Genomic DNA, 25,038 nt, shown 5'->3' with positions numbered 1-25,038 from the left:
ATTTGACTCTATCGAAGCCGAAGTATTTTGTTGAAGATTTAGAATGTTTTAGAAATTTTAAAATTTTCAATACAAAAACACTTAGATAAGATAAATACAAGTGATTATATCAAAAAACCAAATAATAACAAAAAAGAAATACATGAAAAAAATCCATAGCACCAATATTAATGATTTTACGTTCACGCTAAAGAGCACTTGTTTAGATGAAAACTATCTCCCGGCAAGCAATACACGCCTGACAACCAATTTTGCCAATCTGGCAAGAGGAGCTAATCGTCAGCAAAACTTACGCAATGCCTTGAATATGATTAACAATCGATTCAATTCTTTGGCTCATGCGGATAATGATAAAGGTAATCGTTACCTTGTAGAACTTGAAATCATGACTGTGACGATGAGTATTGATACTAATACTAGTATTGACAATCTGCCGATGATGGAAGTATTGAAGACGAATATTTTAGATCGTAAGACAGGTATTCAGATCGAAGGTGTTGCCGGTAACAATTTCTCATCTTATGTCCGTGATTACGATTTCAGCGTTTTATTGATCGAGTACAATAAAGATAAACCTGATTTTAGTATTCCTGATTGTTTTGGTGATCTGCATGGAAAACTATACAAGTGCTTTGTGAATTCAGACACTTATAAAGAGCACTTTAAGCAATCACCGATTATCTGCCTAAGTGTATCGAGCAACAAAACATATACCCGCACCGAGTTTCACCATCCGGTTCTGGGCTTCGAGTATGTGCAGGATGCGTATTCTCTTACGGATGAATATTTCTCTAAAATGGGCTTAAAAGTTCGTTTTTTCATGCCAGCAAACAGTGTGGCACCGATGGCTTTTTATCATGGCGGAGATTTGCTTACTGATTATACTGATCTTGGACTGATCAGCTCCATCAGCACCATGGAGACTTTCCAGAAGATCTATCGCCCAGAAATTTATAATGCAAATTCAGTGGCTGGTAAAATTTATCAACCTAATCTCAAACACGAAGATTATTCACTGACTCGCGTGGAGTATGACCGCGAAGAGCGCAGCCGACTTGCTGTTGAACAAGGTAAATATTGTGAAGAGCATTTCATTAAGCCTTACAAAAGTGTTTTAGAACAATGGTCTGCCAATTTTGCTCTTTAATTAATACAACAAATTAAAATTACTTTATAATGGATAGATTATTATTACCTACCTCAATTGTGGGAAGTTTACCCAAACCTGCCTGGTTGGCACCGCCGGAGAAATTATGGTCACCCTGGAAATTAGACGGCAATCAGTTATTGGAAGGAAAAGAAGATGCTTTGCGTATCGCCTTGCAGGAACAACAATTGGCTGGGCTGGATATCATCTGCGACGGCGAACAAACACGCCAACATTTCGTAACTACTTTTATCGAACATTTGTCTGGTGTAGATTTTGAAAACCGTAAAACGGTAAGAATCCGTAACCGTTATGATGCAAGTGTTCCAGTAGTTGTAGGTGATGTTGCCCGTCAAAAAGTCGTCTTTGTTGAAGATGCTAAATTTTTACGCAAACAGACCGATAAGCGTATAAAATGGGCATTACCAGGACCATTGACCATGGTAGATACCTTGTACGATGACCATTACAAAAGTCGGGAGAAACTGGCTTGGGAATTTGCAAAAGCCCTCAATGAAGAAGCAAGAGAACTGCAGGATGCAGGGGTAGATATTATCCAGTTTGATGAACCTGCATTTAATGTATTCTTTGATGAAGTAAACGATTGGGGAATGGCAACTTTGGAAAGAGCTGTAGAAGGATTAAACTGCGAAACCGCCGTACATATTTGCTACGGATATGGAATTAAAGCCAACAACGATTGGAAAAAAACATTGGGTTCCGAGTGGAGACAATATGAAGAGATTTTCCCTAAAATTCAAAAATCTAAAATTGACGTGGTATCATTAGAATGCCAAAATTCCAATGTGCCTTTAGATTTAATGGAACTCGTTCGTGGCAAAAAAATAATGGTGGGAGCTATTGATGTGGCAACCAACATCATCGAAACTCCTGAAGAAGTAGCTGATACACTACGTAAAGCTCTGCAGTTCGTAGATATTAAAAATCTTTACCCTTCAACAAACTGCGGAATGGCACCGCTATCCAGAAACGTGGCAAGAGGTAAACTCGAAGCTTTAAGCGCGGGAGCTGAAATTATACGCAAAGAATTTGGAGTTTAATTTCAATATATTCCTTGAAAAGTATTGTGGAATCAACAGAAAAATAAAGAAAAGCAGCTTGAATAAGTTATTAAAAGTATCGAAGAAGCAGGTTTCAACGGTTTCCTGATAATGATAGGACTGATTATTCTGATGCCCTATTTTTACCTCAGGCCGGGATGATCAAAGAATCCATTTCAGTGGATAAAATTGCGAGTGGAGCCCCTATCGCTGATTTACTTTTTTTATAGCTTACGTTTAAGTGTTTAGATACTAAAGGCAGGGCTTTCTAAAACGTTTTAAGGTTGATTTGCCTGATGATTTGGTAAATGCTGTACTTCATGCTAAAGATAAACAAGCGATTAAACAAATTGGTATAGAGTGGTGTGCTGAACAAACCAGAGAGTTGAAAGCTCGCCATGTACCTATTATTCATTATTATTCAATGGGAAAATCGGATAATATTACAGCCATTCTGAAAAGCATATAGAAAATTATCTCATAAAAAACCCGTTTAAAAATTTTTAAACGGGTTTACTTTGCTTATAAAAGTAAAAAAACTACTTCACTTTGTTGTAATATTCGGTTACTTTATTCCAGTCGATTACATTAAAAAACGCATTGATGTAATCAGGTCGACGGTTTTGGTAGTTCAGATAATAAGCATGTTCCCAAACGTCTAATCCTAAAATTGGCGTTCCTTCACAACCGATACCCGGCATCAACGGATTGTCTTGGTTGGCTGTTGAACAAACTTCCAACTCGCCGTTTTTCACACAAAGCCAAGCCCAACCCGAACCAAATTGTGTAGCTGCTGCTTTGGAAAAAGCATCTTTGAATGCTTCAAACGAACCGAATTTTTTGTCAATTGCCCCAGCCAATTCACCGCTTGGTTGTCCGCCACCGTTTGGCGACATCACTGTCCAGAACAAGTTGTGGTTAAAGTACCCTCCACCGTTATTACGGACAGCTTTGTTATTCAAATCAAGGTTTTCTAAGATTTCCTCAATAGTTTTACCTTCCAAATTCGTGCCTTCGATAGCCGCATTCAGATTATTTGTATATCCTTGATGATGCTTAGAGTGATGGATTTCCATTGTACGAGCATCAATGTTTGGTTCCAACGCATCGTATGCGTATGGTAACTGTGGTAATTCAAAAGCCATAATTTTATTTATTTTTATATTAATATTATTGTCCTTCAAATTTAACAATTTTTGTATCTTTAAAAAAGTTTTCTATCGTTAATTTATTGATAAAACAAATCGTGATTCATACAGCATTTACTATATACAACGCTTCGGCAGGCTCAGGAAAGACTTTTACACTGGTTAAAGAATATCTGAAAATCATTCTGAAAGCCCCTTCTGATGAGGCTTACAAACGGATTCTCGCTATTACCTTTACCAACAAAGCTGTCAAGGAAATGAAAAATCGCGTGCTGAATACTTTGCACGACTTTTCAATTAGTCCGGTTAATCAACGTTCGGAAGCGATGCTCGGCATGCTTGTTGAAGAACTGAATCTTTCCGGAGAAAAAATTCAGGAAAAATCCAGTCGAATCATCAAGCAGATTATTTACAATTATGCCGGATTTGACATTTCTACCATCGACAAATTCACGCATCGGGTTATCCGTACATTTGCTACGGATTTGAATTTATCGCCCAACTTTCAGGTTTCACTCGACACCAAAGCGATTTTGCAGGAAGCCGTTGATGCAGTAATTGCTCAGGCAGGGACGGAAGAAGAAATCACTAAATTGTTACTGGATTTTTCGTTGTACAAATCTGAACAGGACAAAAGTTGGGACATTTCGCATGAGTTGCTTAGCATCGGCGAATTATTACTCAAAGAAAACAACATTGACGAAATTGAATCCCTAAAAAAGGTTTCTTCCGAATTATTTATACAAACCCGCGACGAATTGCACATTCGCATCAAAGAAGCCGAAAACCAAACTAAGGAACTTGCAACAAACTTAATCGAATGGCTCGAAAACCAGCAAATTGACCTTAGCGATTTCTCAGGAAAATATTTTCCGAATCACCTGGAAAAAATTTCACTCGGCACTTTTAATCCGAATAATAAGTTATACAATACTGAAGACAGCATTAAGGTTAAAAAAGGAGCCAAATCTGCTGATATTGTGCATAATATTTTGCCGCAAATCATTGAGAAAGTCAATAAAATTTACCATTCCTACGGCAAATCATCTTTGTATCAGAATATCCTGAACAATCTTACGCCTCTGGCATTGCTCAACCGTATTCATCAGGAAATGGAACGGATACAACAAGAACAAAATATTTTGTCTATCAACAAATTCAACACGATTATCCACGACGAAATCAAACAGCAGCCTGCACCGTTTATCTATGAGCGTATTGGCGAACGCTATCGGCATTATTTCATTGATGAATTTCAGGATACCTCCGAGATGCAGTGGGCAAATCTGTTGCCGTTGATTGACAATGCACTTTCGGGGCAGGATATGCAGGGCAACCCGGGTTCACTGATGATTGTCGGCGACCCGAAACAATCTATTTATCGCTGGCGGGGCGGAAAAGCCGAGCAATTTATCACATTGAGTCAGCATGAAAATCCGTTTTCCAATCCGGATAAAAAAGTGGTTCATCTCGACACCAATTACCGTAGTTACTCAGAAATTGTCGATTTCAACAATCAATTTTTTGCTTTTATTTCGGGCTTATTTCAGCAACCTGATTATAAAAAATTATATGCCGAAGACAGCTTTCAAAAAAACAATACCAAAAATGGTGGTTATGTAGAATTCCGCTTTATAGACAAAAACGATACAGACGACGACGAAACCGCCAACGATTTGTATCTCAAAGCCACGCTTGAAACCATCAAAAAAGCTTTAGCCAATGGTTTTTCCTACAAAGACACGGTGGTGCTAACCCGAAAAGTGCGGCAAGGCGTGGCAATTGCTAATTTTCTGACAGAAAACAACGTCCCGATTTTATCGTCCGAAACGCTCTTAATCAACAATTCGTCTGATGTGCAACTGTTGATTTTATTACTGAAATACAGCACACAAACCAATGATGCCGACACCAAAGCCAAATGGTTGTACCAGACAGCAAAACATCAGAACGAAATGCCGGTGCACGATTTCATTACGCAAGGTTTACCTTTGAAAGACACCGAACTCGAACAATGGCTGCATGGATTTGGCATAAATGTCAGCTTTGATTATGTCCGGAAAACAGATTTATATACCGCTGTGGAATATTTGGCCCAGCAATTTATTCCGGAAACGAAAAAATATTCTTATGTGCAGTATTTCATGGACGTGGTTCTGGAACACAGCACCCGTTATCACAGCAGTTCATCGGATTTTATTCGATATTGGGAACAAAATTATGAACGAATCAGTATTCCGGCACCGGAAAATTCTGATGCGGTCAAAATCATGACCATTCACAAATCAAAAGGATTGGAGTTTCCGGTAGTTATTTTTCCGTTTGCTAATGAAAAATTATCCGATACCCGTGATAAAATATGGGTTGACTTACCTAAAAAACAGTTCGATTTACCTAAAGGATTGATTAATCAAAGTAAACAACTTAATTTTTACGGACAGAAAATCCAGCAACATTACGAAGAGAAAAAAGAAGAATATTTGTTTGATGTCGTGAACATATTATATGTAACGCTGACCCGTGCCGTTGAACAATTATATATTATTACAGAAAATCCCGGAAAAACCATCAACAACCCAACAAAAGTATCAGATTGTTTTGCTTTGTATCTGGGAAATAAACATATTGAAATTCCTGAAGACAAAATCGTTCGTATAGGGAATCCGCAAAGAGTTTCTATACAAAAAGAAGAACAAGAACCGTTGCGAATCATTGAAAGCATTGACAATAATTTTCGTCCGGATAACATTAAAATCGCCAAACGTACTGCTTTATTGTGGAACAATGAAACGCAAACTGCCATCGACGAAGGGAATCAGCTGCACCGGATTTTAGCAAAAATATCTTCTGAAAAAGACATCGAAAAAAGCCTGCAAACTGCCTTGTTGAAAGGCGAAATCAATCCGGAAGACAAAATCTGGCTTAGCCAAATCATTCAGCAAATCGTCAATCATCAGGAATTACAGCATTATTTTGATTCCGGAAAAACGATATACAACGAAAGAATGATTTTGTCTGAGAAAAATCTCATTCCGGATAAAATGGTTTTCGACGGAAAAAATGCTTATTTGCTGGATTACAAAACCGGTCAGGAATCTAAAAAACATCATCAGCAAATCGAATCTTATGCCGATATACTCGAATCGATGGGATATTCAGTTGTCCAAAAAACATTGATCTATATCAGGCAAGATGATATAAAAGTGATACATTTGTAATCGAAAAAAAAGAAAACAATTATGTACGGTAAAATTCAACAACATTTACAAAACGAATTAGCTGACATCAAAGAAAGTGGGCTATTTAAATCAGAACGCATCATTGTGTCGCCACAGGGAGCGGAAATCAAAATAGACAATGGACAAACCGTTTTGAATTTTTGTGCCAACAATTATTTAGGACTTTCCTCCCACCCCGAGGTCGTTCAGGCAGCCAAAGACGCTCTGGATTCTCACGGTTTCGGAATGTCATCGGTACGTTTTATTTGTGGTACGCAAGATATTCACAAACAATTGGAAGCAGAAATAGCCTCGTTTTACGGAACAGAAGACACTATATTATATGCCGCAGCTTTTGATGCCAACGGTGGTGTATTTGAACCGTTACTAACTGAAGAAGACGCTATCATTTCTGACAGTTTGAATCACGCCTCTATCATTGACGGAGTTCGTTTGTGTAAAGCTGCCAGATACCGTTACGAAAACAACAACATGGAAGACCTTGAGGCTCAGCTGAAAAAAGCTGTTGCCGACAACCGACGTTTCAAAGTGATTGTAACCGATGGGGTTTTTTCCATGGACGGATTGGTTGCTCCTTTAGATAAGATATGTGATTTGGCAGATAAATATGATGCGATGGTTATGGTAGATGAATGCCATGCCGCTGGATTTATCGGTGCGACAGGAAAAGGAACACTCGAAGCCAAAAACGTGATGGGACGCGTAGATATTATTACCGGAACACTCGGTAAAGCACTTGGTGGAGCAATGGGCGGTTACACTACCGGGAAAAAAGAAATCATCGAAATGCTCAGACAACGCTCCAGACCCTATTTATTTTCCAATTCCCTTTCGCCGGTTATCGTAGGTGCATCACTGAAAGTATTTGATATACTTAAAAGAGATACTTCTTTGAGAGATAAATTAGAATGGAATACACAATATTTCAAAAAAGGCATGAAAGAAGCCGGTTTTGACATCATCGATGGCGACTCGGCAATTGTTCCGGTAATGTTGTATGATGCGAAATTATCGCAGGTTATGGCAGATAAATTACTGGAAAAAGGCATTTATGTCATCGGATTCTTTTATCCGGTTGTACCTAAAGATAAAGCACGAATCAGAGTTCAGCTTTCTGCTGCACACAGCCAGGAACATCTGGACAAAGCCATAAAAGCATTCATTGAAGTCGGTAAAGAATTAAACATTATATAAGTGTTAAATAAAAAAATAATTAACATTTATTTGATTATTAAAAAATAGTGATGTATTTTTGTTGCTATATAGCATTTGTAAATTAGTAGTTATGAAACATTTCAACAAATTATTTGTAGCTGCAGCCATGTTAGGAACAATGACAGCTGCACAAGCACAAACTGAAGACCAACCATGGGCGGTTGGCGTTGGCATGAATGCTCTTGACGGAGGTCGTTCAAGCGTAGCCACAGGATTTGGCGACAGATTTGGACAATATTTCCAAACAGACAACTGGAGTATGCTTCCATCAGTATCCACATTAAGCGTTCATCGTTATCTTGGTTCAAACCTATCATTCGGAGTTGTAGGGTCAGTTAACAAAATGACCAAAATGGTTAATCCATTAAATCCGGGAGGTTTTGACAACATCGTAATGGACGGCGGTGTCATCACAGATGCTGACTTCAACGGGCAAAGAACTGTTGACGCAGTAGATATGATGTACTATGGCATTGATGGTCAGTTCCGATACAGCATCGGCGGACTAATCGGTTCTAAATGGTTTGACCCGTCTGTTCACGTAGGTGGTGGTTATGCTTTCTTAGGAAAAGCATCTTCCGGTAACGTAAACGGAGGTTTAGGCTTGACCATCTGGTTTTCTGAAAACATTGGTTTAAGCTTGTCTTCAACTTATAAATATCAATTCGAAGACGGACAAGAAGAATTATACAGCTTCGAAAGAGGTAATGATATTTCCGTTCCTTCTCACTTACAACACATGGCAGGATTTACTTTCCGTTTCGGAGGTAAAGACACTGACGGCGACGGAGTATTAGATAAATATGACGAATGTCCTGAATTACCAGGATTAGTTGAATTAAACGGTTGTCCTGATACTGACGGTGACGGAATTATCGACCCTGAAGATGACTGTCCATTCGAAGCAGGATTACCTGAATACAACGGCTGTCCTGACGATGACGGTGACGGAGTGCCTAACCACCAAGACGCTTGCCCTGATGAATTTGGTCCTGCAGAAAATAACGGATGCCCTTGGGGAGATACTGACGGTGACGGAGTTCTTGACAATGTAGATAAATGTCCGGAAGAAGCCGGTCCTGCAGAAAATGACGGATGTCCTTGGCCTGATACTGACGGTGACGGAGTGCCTGACCACGAAGACGAATGTCCTAAAATTGCTGGTCCTGCATCTAACAACGGCTGTCCTGAAGTAGAAGAAAAACACATCAAAGAATTGAACGATTACGGTAAAACCATATTGTTCAACACAGGAAAATCAACTTTCCAAGAGCAATCTTACGCTGTGTTAAACGAGATGGCAAGAGTAATGAAACAATTCCCTACGGCTAAATTCGTAGTTGAAGGACACACTGACTCAACAGGAAGTGACAAAATCAATGACCCTCTATCTTTAGACAGAGCAAAAGCAGTACAAGACTATTTGATTTCTCAAGGAGTTAAAGCTGACAGACTTTCTGCTGAAGGATTCGGTTCTAAACGTCCTATCGACACAAACAAAACTGCTGCCGGTAGAGCAAATAACCGTCGTACTGAGGTTAGACTTGTAAAATAAGTTTTAAATATTTAAAACACTAAAAAGGTTGTCTTTTCAGACAACCTTTTTATTTATACCATAATTCTTATATTTTTAGGAGAAAATTTTTACAAATATTTTTTTCATTCGGCTTTGATAGCTTAATTTTGCTAAAATCCTAAATAGGCAAAAAACAGCCTTTTATTAAAAACAACAAAAATGAAAGAACTAACGAAAGAAGTTTATTTAGACTGGTACGAAAATATGCTCTTTTGGCGTAAGTTTGAAGACAAACTTGCCGCTTTATATATACAGCAAAAAGTGAGAGGTTTCTTACACCTTTATAACGGACAGGAGGCCATTCTTGCCGGCTGCTTACACGCTATGGACTTATCTAAAGACAAAATGATTACAGCTTATCGTAATCACGTTCAACCTATCGGTATGGGTGTTGACCCGAGAAAAGTTATGGCGGAATTGTTAGGTAAAGCTACCGGAACCTCACAAGGCTTGGGAGGCTCTATGCACATCTTCTCAAAAGAACATCGTTTTTACGGCGGACATGGTATCGTTGGCGGACAAATTCCTTTAGGAGCCGGACTCGCATTCGCCGACAAATATAAAGGTATTGATGCAGCTACTCTGACATTTTTCGGGGACGGAGCCGCAAGACAAGGTTCGTTACACGAAGCATTTAATATGGCAATGCTATGGAAACTTCCGGTTATTTTTATCTGTGAAAATAATGGCTATGCAATGGGAACATCTGTAGAAAGAACAGCCAACCACGTCGATGTATGGAAATTAGGATTAGGGTATGAAATGCCGAGCTATGCTGTAGATGCCATGAATCCGGTTAAAGTAGCCGAAGCTGTCTATGACGCAATTGAAAGAGCGAGAAAAGGAGAAGGCCCGACATTTTTGGAAATGAAGACTTACCGATACAGAGGACACTCTATGTCAGACGCACAACATTATCGTACCAAAGCAGAGGTAGAAGAATATAAAAAAATTGACCCGATTACTCAAGTATTAGACACCATCAAAGAAAACAATTGGGCAAGCGACGAAGAAATTGAAGAAATCGACAACCGCGTACGCGATTTGGTTAAAGAATGTGAGCAATTTGCAGAAGAATCGCCATATCCGGACACAAGCGTGATGTACGACGTTGTTTACGAGCAAGAAGATTATCCGTTTTTACCACATAAATTATAAATTATGGCAGAAATCATCACAATGCCCCGCCTGAGCGACACAATGACCGAAGGGACGGTGGCAACATGGTTAAAAAAAGTTGGAGACAAAGTTTCAGAAGGAGATATTCTGGCTGAAATCGAAACAGACAAAGCAACAATGGAATTTGAATCGTTTCAATCCGGAACGTTGCTGTATATCGGTATTCAGGAAGGAGAAACCGCCCCTGTTGACAGTGTACTGGCAATTATAGGTAAAGAGGGAGAAGATTATAAACAATTATTAGAAAGCGGTAACGCCGATAAAGAAAAATCAGAAGAACCTGAAACTGCTGATTCTTCTGAGTCTCAAGAAGAAGAAAAAGCATCAGGAGAAATACCCGAAGGAGTAGAAATCATCACTATGCCTCGCCTGAGCGACACAATGACTGAAGGAACGGTGGCAACATGGTTAAAAAAAGTCGGAGATAACGTTTCGGAAGGAGATATTCTGGCAGAAATCGAAACGGACAAAGCGACAATGGAATTCGAATCGTTCTATTCCGGAACATTATTACATATCGGCATTCAGGAAGGGGAATCTGCTCCTGTTGACAGTGTACTGGCAATCGTTGGTCCGGAAGGAACCGATGTTTCCGGAGTCGTAGCAACCGGAGGAAAACCTGTAGCTAAAAAATCTGAGAAAAAAGAAACCCAATCCTCATCAGAGTCAACTAAAAAAGAGGAACCGGCTAAAGAAGAATCAGCCAAAAACAATACCGGACGTATTTTTGCTTCGCCTTTAGCCAAAAAGATTGCCGAAGAAAAAGGAATCGATTTGTCACAAGTAAAAGGTTCTGGTGAAAACGGTCGTATCGTGAAAAGTGATGTAGAAAACTTTACATCGTCTGAAAAAGCTGTTGAGTCAAAAACAGAAAAATCATCTGTGCAGACATTTGTTCCGGCTGGGGAAACTCACGCAGAGGAAGTGAAAAACTCTCAAATGCGTAAGACCATTGCACGAAGACTGTCTGAATCCAAATACACCGCACCGCACTATTACCTGACCATTGAAATTGATATGGACAACGCAATTGCGTCACGAAAAACAATCAACAGTTTGCCGGACACCAAAGTATCATTCAACGATATGGTAGTAAAAGCTTGTGCAATGGCATTGAAGAAACACCCGAAAGTGAATTCTAAATGGACAGAAAATGCTACTATCATCAATCATCATGTGAATATAGGTGTGGCAGTTGCCGTAGAAGACGGATTGGTAGTACCGGTAATAAACTATACGGATTTGCTGAGTCTGACACAAATCGGTTTGACAGTGAAAGATTTGGCAGGAAAAGCGAAAAACAAAAAATTACAACCTAAAGAAATGGAAGGTTCCACTTTCACAGTTTCCAACTTAGGTATGTTTGGTATCAAAGAATTTACTTCTATTATCAATCAGCCTAATTCGGCCATTTTGTCTGTGGGTGCTATCATTGAAAAACCGGTTGTAAAAAATGGACAAATCGTTATAGGCAACACGATGACTGTAACCTTAGCCTGTGACCACAGAACCGTGGACGGAGCTACCGGAGCAGAATTTTTACAAACTCTCCGCAGTTATATCGAAAATCCGGTAACGATGTTAGCCTAATAACACGATTATCATCAACGAAAAACACCTGTAATACTCTACATTACAGGTGTTTTTTGGTATTATTACTTGATTATTCTTTAATAATTTTCTTTGTGATTTCTGTTTTTTCCGTTTTTACTTTCAGTATGTAAGTTCCACTTGCCAAGCTACTGACATTTTGTTGTACTTCAAAACCGTTAACCAATTCTGTTTTTATCAATCTGCCTGCAATATCATAGAGTTCAATTGATTGAATGATATCTTCTGATATAATATTGAAATAATCTTTAGTGGGATTTGGATAAATATCGATTAATGCTGATGAATTTTCAAAATCTTCAACATCGGCTGTTGCATCTCCATGCAAACGCAAGATACCGTTTCGGTAATGAGTATTGTATTTAATAAATGCCCCTACAACTAAAATTTTTTCATCGGTTTGAATAGCTGTTCTGTAAACATTTCCAGATGCATTAAATCCTACATCTTCCAAAAAAGAACTATCAACACTTCCATCGCTGTTGAGGCGAGTGAAATTTCTTAAAACACCACCAAAAAAACCGCCTACAATGATTTTGCCGTCGGGTTGCACAGAAATTGTTTGTATGGAGCCACCACCAGCACTAATAGCTTCTTCAAATGATGTATCCAAACTACCGTCTGGATTGAGCCTAATGATTCTTTTATAATTTAAGTTCTCTCCATTAAAAACGTGAATAGGTGCTCCAACAAGAATTTTACCGTCTGGCTGCAATGCTATTGTCAATCGATTTGTATCATTTCCAATACCTGTTCCGACATCAAAAGACGTATCTAAACTGCCGTCCGGGTTCAAACGCATAATCCTGTTTTGTGGCTGTCCATTAAACTCAGTAAAATTTCCGCAGACCAACACCTTGCCATCTGGCTGTGTCACAATAGAGCTAACAGTTCCGTTAACTCCTGTACCAATATCAAAGGTATTGTCTATACTTCCGTCTGCATTGTATCTGTAAAGATAAGGAGCCCCCTCCTGCCTGCCCACTATAATTTTGCCATCAAGTTGTGAATCAAAAGTTCGGACTGCCCAGTTATATGACGGAAGATTAAATTTTTCAAATGTTGTATCCAATGTACCGTCAGCATTTAATCGAACCATTTTGAATGTACTTTGGTCATTATAAGCAATAAAATCTCCTCCTACCAGAATTTTTCCATCAGATTGTACTTTTATCTTATACACATTAGACCTAATTCCGCCTGAACGGATAAATCCTCCTCCAACCTGAAACGAATTGTCACGGCTTCCATCATCATTTACCCGAACAATGCCTCCGACAGGATAGTTATCGTAATGGGAAAAATCACCTGCTACCAGAATTTTTCCGTCAGGTTGTATGGTTACATCATAAGCGGTTGCAATGAATTGTTTCTGAATTCCTCCACCCACATCAAAAAGATTATCTATATTCCCATTAGTATTTAACCGAGTTACTTGTTCTCGCGGTTGTCCATTATATAGGGAAAACTGACCTCCGGCAACAATTTTCCCATCAGGCTGCAGCAGTAAATCCGAAAGTCTTGCATTAAATCCCATTCCGGAATCAAAAGTAGTATCCTGCGTTCCGTCCGAATTCAGTCTGGCAATGCGTTTTACAGATTGTCCGTTTAGGTTGGAAAAAGACCCTCCTATAATAATTTTACCATCGGATTGTATAACTAAGTCTTCGACAATAACAGCTTGGTTCTCATCTTCAAGTCCGGTTCCGATATCAAATGTGCTATCTAAACTGCCGTCTTCATTAAAACGTACAATGTTAATTTGCCCCCCTTCTCCAGGTATAAATTGTGTACCACCTGCCAATACTTTACTATCAGATTGCACACCAACTGAAAACACTATTGCGTTAACACCAACCCCTTCAGTGATACCGAAAGAATTATCTAAACTACCATCAGCATTTAAGCGAACAACATTACCTACTATATCTTCATCATTAAATTTATTAAAATTTCCGCCTATTATTATCTTACCATTATCCTGCAAATGAATATCGTAAACAAAAGCTTTCAGTTGTAATACGCTATAATATTTTATCCCTGCACCGATATCGAACGAAGTGTCAATGCTTCCGTTTGCATTCAGGCGAATCAGGCTTGCTGCAGGTTGACCATTATAGGAAATAAAATAGCCACCAATTATAATCTTACCGTCTGGCTGAACGACAATTGAGTGAACAGCATTGGCATAATCAGCAGCACTAAAACCTGTGCCTATGTCAAAAGAAGTATCTACATCTCCATTGGAATTCAATCTAACAATGAGATTTTTGGACTGTCCGTTATAAGAAGTGAAGCTTCCTCCTACTAAAATTTTGCCGTCTGGCTGCACGGTTATTGCGTATATACTTGAATATTCACTTAATCCGGAACCACTATTGAAAGAAGTATCTACGGTTCCGTCTGCATTTAGACGGACAATACTATTTCGGGCGTATCCATCGTAAGAAGTAAAATTTCCTCCTACCAAAATTTTGCCGTCCGACTGTAAGGCAAGACAACGTGTAAATGCTTCATTTACGGTTACCCCGTTTCCAACGTCAAAGGACAAGTCTATATTTCCGGGAGTTTGAGCGTAAAATCCGAAAGTCACAAAAAACAAAGAGACAACTGTCGCAATGATTCTAAATTGTATTGTAAGTAATGTTTTCATAAAGTAATCTTTAAAAGTTAAGTTATATTTATAGATATGTTTGTTTTCAACCAATAAATTAATTGTTAAATATACTAAAAAAATATTCTTTACTGGATTTTATAACAGACAAAAACATTTTATATATTTGCTAAAATAAAAAACCAAAATAAATGGCTTAAAGCATAGACAATTAATATACTAAAACAGCATTTCGCTTTAAAAATTCCTGCAACAGAAATACGACCATATTTTTTTCAAAGTAGAGCAGGAAGTAAAAGTGGAAATGCCCACTAAACGCGAGCATTCCTTTTTGCTTTGTTCTACAGCCTTTGGTCGGGCTTCTGTTGCAAACTAAAGGAATTAGCCCACGTTTTGCATCAAAAATCAAAAACTATGATTAACAACAGAAAAAAAATTAACGAAAACAGTATTAAAAAAACCACCGAATCAGGCAAAAGAAATCAACAAGAAGTATTTGCAAAAGAAAAAATGTTCGAAATAGATTATTCGGAACCACTATATTTTCTGCGGGAAAACAAAACGCAATTTCCCCAAACATCAACATTGATTTCTGTACTGGAGTCCTTACAATCTGTTTCTTATTATTACAATCTGTCAAAAAACACAGACAGAGAAAAGCAGCTTTTCAGCTACATACATGAGTTTAGTGCGACAAATCCTGAAAAAGCATTGCAGGAACTGAACCCTGTCATGAATCTGATTCCTTCGGGTGTATCGGTAAGCACGGCATTAAAATTCATCATCAGCATCAAGAAACCGGCAGAGTATAACTAAGAAAACAGGAAAGGCATTTAATTTTGTATATTTGTACAAATCATACAAACCAATGAAAACCATACTTATTACCGGAACCAGCAGAGGAATTGGGCTGGAGCTTTGTCAGATTTTAGCCAAAAACGCATCAAATCAAATAATTGCCTTGTCCAGAAAAATTTCCGGTAAATTACAGGATTTACCCAATGTAAGCTGTTATTCCGTAGATTTGACCCAACCCGAATCTGTTCGGGACGTTGCGGAAAAAATAGGGAAAAAACACCCGAAAATCGACATCGTTATCCACAATGCCGGTGCTATTGTCAATAAACCATTTGCGGAAATAACCGCTGAGGAATTTGATTATGTTTACAAAGTGAACGTTTTTGGTGTAGTAGCTTTGAATCAGGCGATTTTACCCTCAATGACCGAAGGCGGTCACGTAGTAACTATCAGCAGTATGGGAGGCATTCAGGGCAGCATGAAATTTCCAGGATTGTCGGCATATAGCTCAAGCAAAGGTGCGGTAATCACGTTGTCTGAATTGTTGGCGGAAGAATACAAAGAGCAAGGTATCGCTTTCAATGTATTGGCATTGGGAGCTGTGCAGACAGAAATGCTCGAAGAAGCTTTTCCGGGCTATCAGGCACCCCTCAATCCGGAAAATATGGCAGAATATATTGCAGATTTTGCCCTGAACGGAAACAGGTATTTCAACGGAAAAGTATTACAAGTATCTTCAACAACCCCATAGTTTGACCCAGGTTTTAACCAAATATCTTCCGGAAAACAGCGTTGAGTCCGTTTTTGAGCTCATCAAGGCATATCATGTGCATCTGAAAATCGTCAATGAACGTACAACCCGGCATGGTGATTACCGGAAAAATCCGGACGGAAGCCATCAGATTACCGTCAACGCCAGCCTGAATCAATACCGTTTTCTCATTACGCTGATTCACGAAATCGCCCATCTGGTTGCTTTTCAGAAATACGGCAGAAACATCAAACCGCATGGCGAAGAATGGAAACATACATTCAAACTGCTGATGGTTCCTTTTCTGAATACCTTGATTTTCCCGAAAGAAATTCTACCGGTAGTGGTTAACCATTTTAAAAATCCGTCGGCAAGCAGTGACACCGATGCTATGTTGTCGATGGTTTTACAACGATTTGAAGACAAAGACCAAAAAATATTTCTAAATGATGTACCTTTGGGAGGGTACTTTATGTTAAACAACCAACGGATATACCGCAAAGAAAGGTTAATCGTCAAGCGATTTGAATGTACAGAAGTACGTAGTGGCAGAAAATATGCCATCAAACCCAACGCGGTTGTATATCCGGTAAAAAGATAATTATGAACAAGAATTATTATGCCATTTTGATGGCTGGCGGAGTAGGTTCAAGGTTTTGGCCGGTCAGTACACCGGAATTTCCAAAGCAGTTTCACGATATGCTCGGAACAGGAAAAACATTGATTCAACAAACGTTTTCAAGGTTAAGCCAAATCATTCCGAAAGAAAATATTTTAATCCTTTCTCATCAGAAATACAAAGATTTGATTTTACAACAAATCCCCGACGTTCAAGAATCTCAAATTATCTTAGAACCGGAAATGCGGAACACCGCACCGTGCATTTTGTATGCTTCGATGAAAATCCGGAAAATGAATCCCAATGCACTGACTGTTATTGCCCCGAGCGACCATTGGATTGAAGACGAAGTGCAGTTTGTGGCTAATCTGCAAAGGGCTTTTGACATTTGCGAACACGACAAAGTGATGATGACTTTCGGGATTTTACCGACTTTCCCGAACACCGGTTACGGTTATATTGAATACAACAAATTAGACACCCGGCAGATAAAAAAAGTGGTACAATTTCGGGAAAAGCCGGATTATCAAACGGCGAGAAAATTTATCCAAAGCCGTAATTTCTTATGGAATTCAGGCATATTCATCTGGCAGAACAACACCATTCTGGAAGCGTTTCAGACTTTTCAACCTGAAATGTATGCATTATTTGCCCAAGGCGAATCTGCTTACGGTACGCCAGATGAGGAAAAATTTGTGACAGAAAATTACGGTAAAGCCCAAAACATCTCCATTGATTATGCCATTATGGAACAAGCGAAAAATGTTTTTGTGATGCAGGCAACTTTCGATTGGAACGATTTAGGTACGTGGGGTTCGTTATATGACAAACTACCTAAAGACGACAACGATAACGCGGTGGTCAATGCACAGGTTTTTACTGAAGACGGAACGAACAACATTATCCGTACCGATGGCAAAAAGCTCGTCGTTATTGACGGTCTCAGTGATTATATTATCGTAGAAAAAGAAGATGTACTGCTGATTTTTCCGAAAAGAAAAGAACAGGACATCAAAAAAGTTGTCGCACAGATTAATCCTTTATAAGACATGAAAAACTGGTTATATTTCATCGGAATAAGTCTATTGCTTGTCGCTTGTCAGGAAAAAAAAGAAATAGAAAAAAACAGCGAAATTCAAAAACATGAACTGAATCTGGAATCGGCACAAAAGATTTTTGAATTGCCCGCACATTGTCTGACTATTGAATATCCGAACAAACTCGGACAAACGCTGGGCAGTAGTGAAGATTTAAAAACGCCGAAACAACTCAGACCGGTTTTTTACGGGTGCTTTGACTGGCATTCATCTGTTCACGGTTATTGGTCGATAGTTAGTTTAATGAAACAGTTTCCCGAACTGGACGATTCTAACGAAGTCCGCAATTTGCTCAACCAACATCTTACCCCTGAGAATATTGCTGTGGAAATACATTTTTTTCAGGATAAAAATAACCGGAATTTCGAACGAACTTACGGCTGGGCATGGCTATTTAAATTACAAGAATCGCTAAATAAATGGCAGGACGATGATGCTCGAAAATGGGCAAGCACATTACAACCTTTGACCGATTTGTTGATAGAACGCTATGAAGAATATCTACCCAAATTATACTACCCGATTCGGACAGGAACACACGACAACACGGCATTTGGTTTGTCTTTGTCGTTAGATTATGCCCGAAGTTCAGGCAACAAATCCTTTGAAAGTTTAATCACGGAACACGCAAAAAGATTATATAATCAGGACGAAAACTGTGCTTTGTACTTCGAACCAAGCGGACACGATTTCTTGTCGCCATGTTTGGAAGAGGCTTATCTGATGAGCAAAGTTTTACCCCGGGACGATTACCGAAAATGGCTGAAAGGTTTTCTGCCGGATATTTTCGCTGAAGATTTCACAATGATTCCCGCCAAAGTGTCTGACCGAACCGATGGGCACCTGGTACATTTGGACGGATTGAATTTCAGTCGAGCAGCTTGTTTATTTGGCATTGCTGAACAATTGCCAGAACTCAACCACCTGAATGATTTGGCACGGGAACATTTCTCTACTTCTTTTGGTAATATTTCTGGCGATGATTATATGGGAAGCCACTGGCTCGGGACATTTACTTTATATGCATTGCAACATCAACCCTGACAACGTAAAAACTCAAAAGCTGCATAAATCAATGTGGCTTTTTCTTTGCTATATTCCTCTGTGATGATATCTATAGCCCGGGCAGTATCATCTACCGACAAATCGGCTTGGCGAGGAGTTTCAGGAAATTCTTTTTTGAAAATCTGGTATAAAAAATCAATGTCTGAGAGGGCTGGTTTTCCGGTGGTTTTGTAATCGTGATAAATTTTATTTTTGAGAAAATCAATGTCGTATTCCGGCAGTGTAATTTGACTTACATTCAGTGCCGGCAACACTTCGTTGTCGTCAAAAGTCTGTCTGACGGCTACATTTACATTATTTTTCCCTTCTTTTTTGTGTGCCACAGATTGGTAAAAATTGTCGAGAGCCTTTTGCCACTCCGCTTTGCTCAACTGATTGTTTCTGAGCTGTCTGCGATAGTTTTTCACTATCCAGTCATAGCCCAGTTCGATCAATTTTTTCTCTGTGGGATTTTTCCTGATGAAAAACATTTTACTTGTGTTCTAAATGAAATGCTCTGATTTCTTTCAGCAAATTCGATGAATAAACAAAATCTACAATATCCGGATTATCGGTTTTCAGGATTTCCTGACTGTTTCCACTCCAAACCAATTTCCCGTCTTTGAGAAACACGATATGTTCGCCGATTTCAAGCACAGAGTTCATATCGTGGGTGTTGATGACAGTTGTGATGCCGTATTCATGCGTAATTTCCTGAATCAGCGTATCGATAACAATGGCTGTTTTCGGGTCTAATCCGGAGTTCGGTTCGTCGCAAAACAGATATTTCGGATTGTTGACAATCGCTCTGGCAATAGCAACCCGTTTTTGCATACCACCCGAAATTTCCGAAGGCATTTTTTTGTTGGCATCGACCAAATTTACCCGTTCGATAACTTCCTGTACACGTTCAAAGATTTCTTTGTTGGATTTGTTGGTAAACATTCGCAATGGAAAGGCAATATTTTCTTCCACATTCATCGAATCAAACAAAGCACTCCCCTGAAAAACCATTCCGATTTTCGTCCGTAAATCTCTTTTTTCGTCCAGACTCAGACTGGCATATCGCTTTCCGTCGAATAAAATCTGTCCGCTGTCCTGCTGATGCACACCCAAAAGTGTTTTTAATAAAACGGTTTTTCCCGAGCCGGACTGTCCAATAATCAGATTGGTTTTCCCGGCTTCATATTGTGTAGTAATCCCTTTCAGCACCATTTTGCCGTCAAAAGATTTTACGATGTCTTTTACTTCAATCATCAGGTCAGCAATATTTGAGTTAGAACATAATTCGCTATAATAATGGCGACACTCGTCCAAACGAATGATTTCGTTGCCGCCTTACCTACTTCCAGAGCTCCTCCTTGCATATAATAGCCAAAATAGGACGGAATAGACGCTAAGAGAAAGCCGAATATGGTCGATTTAATGAATGCGTAAAATACGTGAAAGGGAACAAAAGTGTCTCGCAAACCGATAACAAACTCTTCAGCAGTCAGATAATGCCCTAATGTTCCGGCGATATATCCGCCAAAAATACCGATAAACATGCTGATGGTTATCAAAAACGGATAAACCAGCGTGGTCACAAGTTTCGGAAAAACCAGATAATTCAGCGAATTAATCCCCATAACCTCCAAAGCATCAATCTGTTCGGTTACTTTCATCGTTCCGATACTTGATGTGATATATGACCCCATACGTCCCGCCATAATAATTGAAACAAATGTTGGCGAAAACTCCAGAATGATAGACTGCCTGGCTGTAAAACCAATCAGATATTTGGGAATAATCGGGTTACTCAGGTTAAGAGCTGTTTGGATAGTGACTACTGCACCGATGAAGAACGACAAAAACATAACTATCCCTAACGAACCGATTATCAACTCATTAATCTCTTTAAAAATCAGGTTTCTCATCACACCCCACTTGGTAGGACGACGGAAAGCCGCACCCAGCATAATGAAATATCTACCTATATTGGTTAGCATTTTAATCATAAACCATATTTAAACCGCTAAATTATTAAATTTAATCCAAACCAAGGTTGTATTTATGTTATTGCTGTTTTCAGATAAACAAAAAAGTTAATTTTTTTAACGTTTTATTTGGATACGGAATATATTGCCTTTATATTTGGCAGCATTAACAATTACTTTTATTATGAAAAATCTATTTTTATTACTGTTGTTCTTTTTCACAACAACAGTATTTTCCCGCCCTTGCGTGATTCATTACACAGACGGCACGACAGAAAACGTTGAAATTTCTTTCCCACTAACTGTAGGAGTTAAAAAATTTAAAGTTAAAATCAATGGCGAGAAAAAAGAAATTGACCCTAAATTAATAGAATATCTTTCTATCGATTTAAATGACGGTGCCGACAAAGCTATCTTCATGCGAGGACAAGGATATTACTTTAACGATGGCGAACTGAATAAATCAGAGAAAGCCAGCTCTTGGTTGTTGGTTAATGGGGTAACAGACAGTGGATATGTCGTGACTAACATTGGTTGGGTTTATCACATTCAAAAAGTACGTGGCGTAGAAAAAATTGTTGTGACTTATCTAAAAGGAAACATAAACTTTGGCGTGAGCAAACTTGGCGATGACGGTTATTTCAAGTTTTTGTGGACTAAAAAGAGAAGACTAAAAAAGCAATTTGCGAGAGTGCAACCACACCTTTTCCCCGACTGCCCGAATTTACCAGAACTCATTGATAATGTTGACACTAAACGAGATGAGGATTTTGTTTATTCCATTATTGAGCAATACGAAAAATGTAAAAACAATTAAGAACCTGTTTAAAATTTATCTAATAATTTTACAATACAAATTTAAACAGGCTCCAATCAAAAACTATTTTCATGAAAAAAACTTTATTTTTAATTATTACTTTGTTTGGCTTATCATTTAATTCTCAGGCCCAGTTTGGCGGAAGTTCTATCCTTTGTTATGATTGCTATTGGAGCATCGAGGCTGGTGTAAACTCAGCCACTATTTCAGGCATGGAAGGAAGCGGGCAAAAAATCGGCTTTTATTTTGGCTCTTATCGCTTCTTTGTAATTAACGATGATTTTGCCATTCGCTCAGGAGCTTCTTATAACAACTTAGGTGCTAAAGTTAAAGGAGAAAAAAAGCCATATATTCTTCATTCAATAAATCCGTCGATGAGCCTACATTATTTTATGCAAGACCAAAAATTTCAGGTTTTTGGAGGAGGCGAATTAGGTCTTAATTTTGCAGGCAAGCTTCCTTCATCAGAGAGTAACGGTTTCCTTGACAACATACTAGGTTTCAATGATACATTTACTACCGTAGATTTTAGTGTTTTTGCCGGTGCAGGCTATATCATCAATAAAAGATTAGACATTAATCTCAAATATAATTTAGGACTTACGAATGTTAGTGTTGATGATGATTTCAACTGGAAAAAGAATTGGCTTACACTAAGTGTTGGTTACTCTTTCCGACATTAATCAGGTCTATACGTAAACAAAAAAGGTCAAAATCACCGAATGATTTTGGCCTTTTTTCTTATTACTGCTCCGGAGCAATCTGTATTTTTAATCCGTCTATTTCAGGTGTAATAGCAATCTGACAGCTCAATCGGCTGTTGTCTTCCACGTGGTAGGCTTCCCACAACATGGCTTCTTCGTCCGGATTTTTTTCAGGAAGTTCAGTTACTTCATTCTCGTTCAGTACATAGCACTGGCACGACGCACACATCGCCATTCCACCACAGATACCCAAAGTCCCTTCTTCTGCCAATTCGTAAGCACGAATCAGCTCCATAAGATTCATACCCATGTCAGTCGGAGCATCAATGATATGCGCTTGTCCGTCCCGGTCAATAATAGTTATTTTGATATCATTCATAACCATATTATTTATACATTTTCAGAAACGAAAGTAAGTTTTACCGTCGGAAATTTACTTTGTGTCATCTGGATAGAAAATTCCGAATCAGCCAAAAACACCAGTTGTCCGGATTTATCCCGAGCCAGAAATTTTTGCTTTACTCTTTTAAATTCAGCAAATTCCTCGTTTTTAGCATCTTCCGGGCGTACCCAGCACGCTTTGAAAGCCGAAAAGTTTTCGTATGTACATTTGGCTCCATATTCGTGTTCCAAACGATATTGGATTACTTCATATTGCAATGCCCCCACTGTTCCGATTACTTTTCGTCCGTTCATTTCGAGCGTAAACAACTGTGCCACACCTTCGTCCATGAGCTGGTCGATACCTTTTTCGAGTTGCTTGGACTTCATCGGGTCGGCATTATTGATGTACCGGAAATGCTCCGGCGAAAAACTCGGAATACCTTTGAACTGCATTTTTTCCCCTTCGGTAAGCGTATCGCCTATTTTAAAATTTCCGGTATCCGGCAAACCAACAATATCACCAGCATACGAAATATCTACGATTTCTTTTTTCTCTGCAAAAAAAGCATTCGGGCTGGAAAATTTGAGGTTTTTCCCCAAACGAACGTGCATATAAGCCTTGTTTTTCTCAAATGTTCCTGAAACGATTTTCACAAATGCCAAGCGGTTCCTGTGTTTCGGATCCATATTTGCATGGATTTTGAACACAAAGCCGGAAAAAGCATCTTCATTGGGATTAACCGTTCGGGTGTCCGAATCTTTTGGTCGTGGTGACGGTGCAATTTCAACAAAACAGTCCAACAGTTCGCGAACACCGAAGTTGTTCAGAGCCGAACCGAAAAAAACCGGTTGTAATTCGCCCGACAGATATGCTTCCCGATTAAATTCCGGATAAATTTCTTCAACCAATTCCAATTCGTCCCGAAGTTTGTCGGCACTTGAATTTCCAACAAGATTATCCAATTCGTCTGAAGACAAATCAGAAATGGTAATCAAATCATTGATGTTTTTTTTACTGTCGGAAGAAAACAAGTTGATGTTTTTTTCCCAGATATTGTATATGCCTTTGAAATCATAACCCATTCCAATCGGAAAAGAAAGCGGTGTCACTTTCAGGTCAAGCTTTTTCTCTACTTCGTCCAACAAATCGAAAGCATCTTTTCCTTCGCGATCTAATTTGTTGATGAAAACAATCATCGGGATATTCCTCATTCGGCACACTTCAACCAGTTTCTCGGTTTGTTCCTCTACCCCTTTTGCCACGTCCACCACCACAATAACGGAATCTACCGCTGTGAGGGTTCTGAATGTGTCTTCGGCAAAATCTTTGTGTCCGGGTGTGTCGAGAATGTTGATTTTTTTGTCTTTATAGTTGAATGCCAATACCGATGTAGCCACGGAAATTCCTCTTTGCCGTTCGATTTCCATAAAATCGGAAGTCGCTCCTTTTTTGATTTTATTGCTTTTTACGGCTCCTGCTTCCTGAATCGCCCCACCAAATAGTAATAATTTCTCGGTAAGTGTGGTTTTTCCGGCATCGGGGTGGGCAATTACGCCAAAAGTTCTTCGTTTTGCAATTTCATCGGTAAAGCTCATATTCAAAATCTTTTTTGGATTGCAAAATTACCATTTTATTGCGTGATTATCGTTATTTCTGCCGGGTTTTAGTACAGAAAAATATTTAAGTAAACCCCGTTGTGTGTATTTTAAATAATTAAAACTTTTAAATGATTAATATTTCTGTTGAAATAAATTTTGTTGATATACTGCACAACTGTTAAAGCTGTTATTTTAGTTAGTATTCTAGTTTTGAATCCTTCAAAAGTTTTGGCATAATTGCGTCTAACCATAAACTGGTCACACAGTTGTGAGAATAATGTCTCAATTCTCTTTCGCTGTTTTTTTTGAAGAAATAAAGTGGCATATTAAGAAATATATTCGGGAATAAATTTTACAACGACCTAGGTTTGACACAGTCAAACCTAGGTCGTTGCTATTAAATAAAAGTCATTTTTTTCAATTAGTTTTTTTGTATTTAACTTTTTTTTGTATTTTTGA

22 protein-coding genes and 1 pseudogene are annotated in these 25,038 nt (G+C 38.7%); 15 read left to right on the top strand and 8 right to left on the bottom strand.

What is annotated here, in order from left to right; genetic code table 11:
- Positions 1–142 precede the first annotated feature (142 nt).
- The 3 genes from CDL10_RS03790 to CDL10_RS11345 all read left to right on the top strand — a co-directional run bounded on the left by CDL10_RS03790 (position 143) and on the right by CDL10_RS11345 (position 2,677).
- Entirely contained in the window at positions 143–1,147 is a 1,005-nt protein-coding gene (locus CDL10_RS03790) for a DUF1852 domain-containing protein (protein WP_207760135.1), read from the top strand.
- A gap of 29 nt (positions 1,148–1,176) precedes the next feature.
- Positions 1,177–2,208 (top strand): methionine synthase, encoded by a 1,032-nt coding sequence (locus CDL10_RS03785; RefSeq protein ID WP_100677308.1) that lies wholly within the window; start codon positions 1,177–1,179, stop codon positions 2,206–2,208.
- Positions 2,209–2,497: 289 nt separating this feature from the next.
- Complete coding sequence (locus tag CDL10_RS11345) at positions 2,498–2,677, top strand: methylenetetrahydrofolate reductase (protein WP_117615780.1); 180 nt, start codon at positions 2,498–2,500, stop codon at positions 2,675–2,677.
- A 70-nt stretch (positions 2,678–2,747) separates the two neighbouring features.
- Here the strand turns inward: CDL10_RS11345 and CDL10_RS03780 are convergent, their stop codons facing one another.
- Positions 2,748–3,353 carry a superoxide dismutase gene (locus CDL10_RS03780; RefSeq protein WP_100678627.1) on the bottom strand — a complete coding sequence of 202 codons (606 nt, stop codon included), beginning with the start codon at positions 3,351–3,353 and terminating at the stop codon, positions 2,748–2,750.
- A 101-nt stretch (positions 3,354–3,454) separates the two neighbouring features.
- Between CDL10_RS03780 and CDL10_RS03775 the strand changes: the two genes are divergently transcribed.
- From CDL10_RS03775 to CDL10_RS03755, 5 genes are all read left to right on the top strand, one after another.
- A complete protein-coding gene (locus CDL10_RS03775; RefSeq protein ID WP_100678626.1) occupies positions 3,455–6,574 on the top strand; it encodes a UvrD-helicase domain-containing protein in 3,120 nt (1,039 codons plus the stop codon).
- A 21-nt stretch (positions 6,575–6,595) separates the two neighbouring features.
- Complete coding sequence (gene kbl / locus CDL10_RS03770) at positions 6,596–7,789, top strand: glycine C-acetyltransferase (RefSeq protein WP_100677307.1); 1,194 nt, start codon at positions 6,596–6,598, stop codon at positions 7,787–7,789.
- A gap of 91 nt (positions 7,790–7,880) precedes the next feature.
- Positions 7,881–9,365, top strand: coding sequence for an OmpA family protein (locus CDL10_RS03765; protein WP_100677306.1), 1,485 nt, complete (start codon positions 7,881–7,883; stop codon positions 9,363–9,365).
- 180 nt (positions 9,366–9,545) lie between these two features.
- Positions 9,546–10,544 (top strand): pyruvate dehydrogenase (acetyl-transferring) E1 component subunit alpha, encoded by a 999-nt coding sequence (gene pdhA, locus CDL10_RS03760; RefSeq protein WP_100677305.1) that lies wholly within the window; start codon positions 9,546–9,548, stop codon positions 10,542–10,544.
- Between the two features lie 3 nt (positions 10,545–10,547).
- Positions 10,548–12,155: a pyruvate dehydrogenase complex dihydrolipoamide acetyltransferase gene (locus tag CDL10_RS03755; RefSeq protein WP_100677304.1), complete on the top strand. Its 1,608-nt coding sequence runs from the start codon at positions 10,548–10,550 to the stop codon at positions 12,153–12,155.
- A gap of 73 nt (positions 12,156–12,228) precedes the next feature.
- Here the strand turns inward: CDL10_RS03755 and CDL10_RS03750 are convergent, their stop codons facing one another.
- Positions 12,229–14,829, bottom strand: coding sequence for a T9SS type A sorting domain-containing protein (locus CDL10_RS03750; RefSeq protein WP_133119450.1), 2,601 nt, complete (start codon positions 14,827–14,829; stop codon positions 12,229–12,231).
- A gap of 375 nt (positions 14,830–15,204) precedes the next feature.
- Here CDL10_RS03750 and CDL10_RS03745 point away from each other — a divergent pair, with 375 nt between their 5' ends.
- From CDL10_RS03745 to CDL10_RS03725, 5 genes are read left to right on the top strand one after another with little or no spacing between them, the layout of a single operon-like run.
- Entirely contained in the window at positions 15,205–15,606 is a 402-nt protein-coding gene (locus tag CDL10_RS03745; RefSeq protein WP_100677302.1) for a hypothetical protein, read from the top strand.
- Between the two features lie 52 nt (positions 15,607–15,658).
- Entirely contained in the window at positions 15,659–16,339 is a 681-nt protein-coding gene (locus CDL10_RS03740) for an SDR family NAD(P)-dependent oxidoreductase (RefSeq protein ID WP_100677301.1), read from the top strand.
- A 1-nt stretch (position 16,340) separates the two neighbouring features.
- Positions 16,341–16,940, top strand: a complete 600-nt coding sequence (locus tag CDL10_RS03735) for a SprT-like domain-containing protein (RefSeq protein ID WP_100677300.1) — start codon at positions 16,341–16,343, stop codon at positions 16,938–16,940.
- A 2-nt stretch (positions 16,941–16,942) separates the two neighbouring features.
- Positions 16,943–18,004, top strand: a complete 1,062-nt coding sequence (locus tag CDL10_RS03730) for a mannose-1-phosphate guanylyltransferase (RefSeq protein WP_100677299.1) — start codon at positions 16,943–16,945, stop codon at positions 18,002–18,004.
- Between the two features lie 3 nt (positions 18,005–18,007).
- A complete protein-coding gene (locus tag CDL10_RS03725) occupies positions 18,008–19,099 on the top strand; it encodes a DUF2891 domain-containing protein (protein WP_100677298.1) in 1,092 nt (363 codons plus the stop codon).
- Here the strand turns inward: CDL10_RS03725 and CDL10_RS03720 are convergent.
- From CDL10_RS03720 to CDL10_RS03710, 3 genes are read right to left on the bottom strand one after another with little or no spacing between them, the layout of a single operon-like run.
- The gene (locus tag CDL10_RS03720) at positions 19,090–19,590 is read right to left on the bottom strand and encodes a hypothetical protein (protein WP_100677297.1); all 501 of its coding nucleotides are present in this window, start codon (positions 19,588–19,590) and stop codon (positions 19,090–19,092) included. The genes CDL10_RS03725 and CDL10_RS03720 overlap by 10 nt on opposite strands.
- A gap of 1 nt (position 19,591) precedes the next feature.
- Entirely contained in the window at positions 19,592–20,356 is a 765-nt protein-coding gene (locus CDL10_RS03715; protein ID WP_100677296.1) for an ABC transporter ATP-binding protein, read from the bottom strand.
- The gene (locus CDL10_RS03710; protein WP_100677295.1) at positions 20,356–21,096 is read right to left on the bottom strand and encodes an MlaE family ABC transporter permease; all 741 of its coding nucleotides are present in this window, start codon (positions 21,094–21,096) and stop codon (positions 20,356–20,358) included. The genes CDL10_RS03715 and CDL10_RS03710 overlap by 1 nt, the downstream gene beginning before the upstream one ends.
- A 163-nt stretch (positions 21,097–21,259) precedes the next feature.
- Here CDL10_RS03710 and CDL10_RS03705 point away from each other — a divergent pair, with 163 nt between their 5' ends.
- Both CDL10_RS03705 and CDL10_RS03700 read left to right on the top strand, forming a co-directional pair.
- Positions 21,260–21,892 (top strand): hypothetical protein, encoded by a 633-nt coding sequence (locus CDL10_RS03705; protein ID WP_100677294.1) that lies wholly within the window; start codon positions 21,260–21,262, stop codon positions 21,890–21,892.
- A gap of 71 nt (positions 21,893–21,963) precedes the next feature.
- Positions 21,964–22,575 (top strand): outer membrane beta-barrel protein, encoded by a 612-nt coding sequence (locus CDL10_RS03700; RefSeq protein ID WP_100677293.1) that lies wholly within the window; start codon positions 21,964–21,966, stop codon positions 22,573–22,575.
- Between the two features lie 61 nt (positions 22,576–22,636).
- On the opposite strand, the gene CDL10_RS03695 is transcribed toward CDL10_RS03700, so the two are convergent.
- The 3 genes and pseudogenes from CDL10_RS03695 to CDL10_RS03685 form a co-directional block, all read right to left on the bottom strand.
- On the bottom strand, positions 22,637–22,975 hold the full coding sequence (locus CDL10_RS03695; protein WP_100678625.1) for a 2Fe-2S iron-sulfur cluster-binding family protein: 339 nt from the start codon (positions 22,973–22,975) through the stop codon (positions 22,637–22,639).
- An 11-nt stretch (positions 22,976–22,986) separates the two neighbouring features.
- Positions 22,987–24,576 carry a peptide chain release factor 3 gene (locus CDL10_RS03690; protein WP_100677292.1) on the bottom strand — a complete coding sequence of 530 codons (1,590 nt, stop codon included), beginning with the start codon at positions 24,574–24,576 and terminating at the stop codon, positions 22,987–22,989.
- Between the two features lie 110 nt (positions 24,577–24,686).
- Positions 24,687–24,884: pseudogene (locus CDL10_RS03685) on the bottom strand (transposase); the annotation flags it as partial.
- Positions 24,885–25,038: the final 154 nt, after the last annotated feature.

This window comes from Avrilella dinanensis (assembly GCF_002807015.1).
Lineage (GTDB): Bacteria > Bacteroidota > Bacteroidia > Flavobacteriales > Flavobacteriaceae > Flavobacterium > Flavobacterium dinanensis.
Note: the sequence above shows the minus strand (reverse complement) of the source record. Positions and strands in the feature narration are given on the sequence as shown.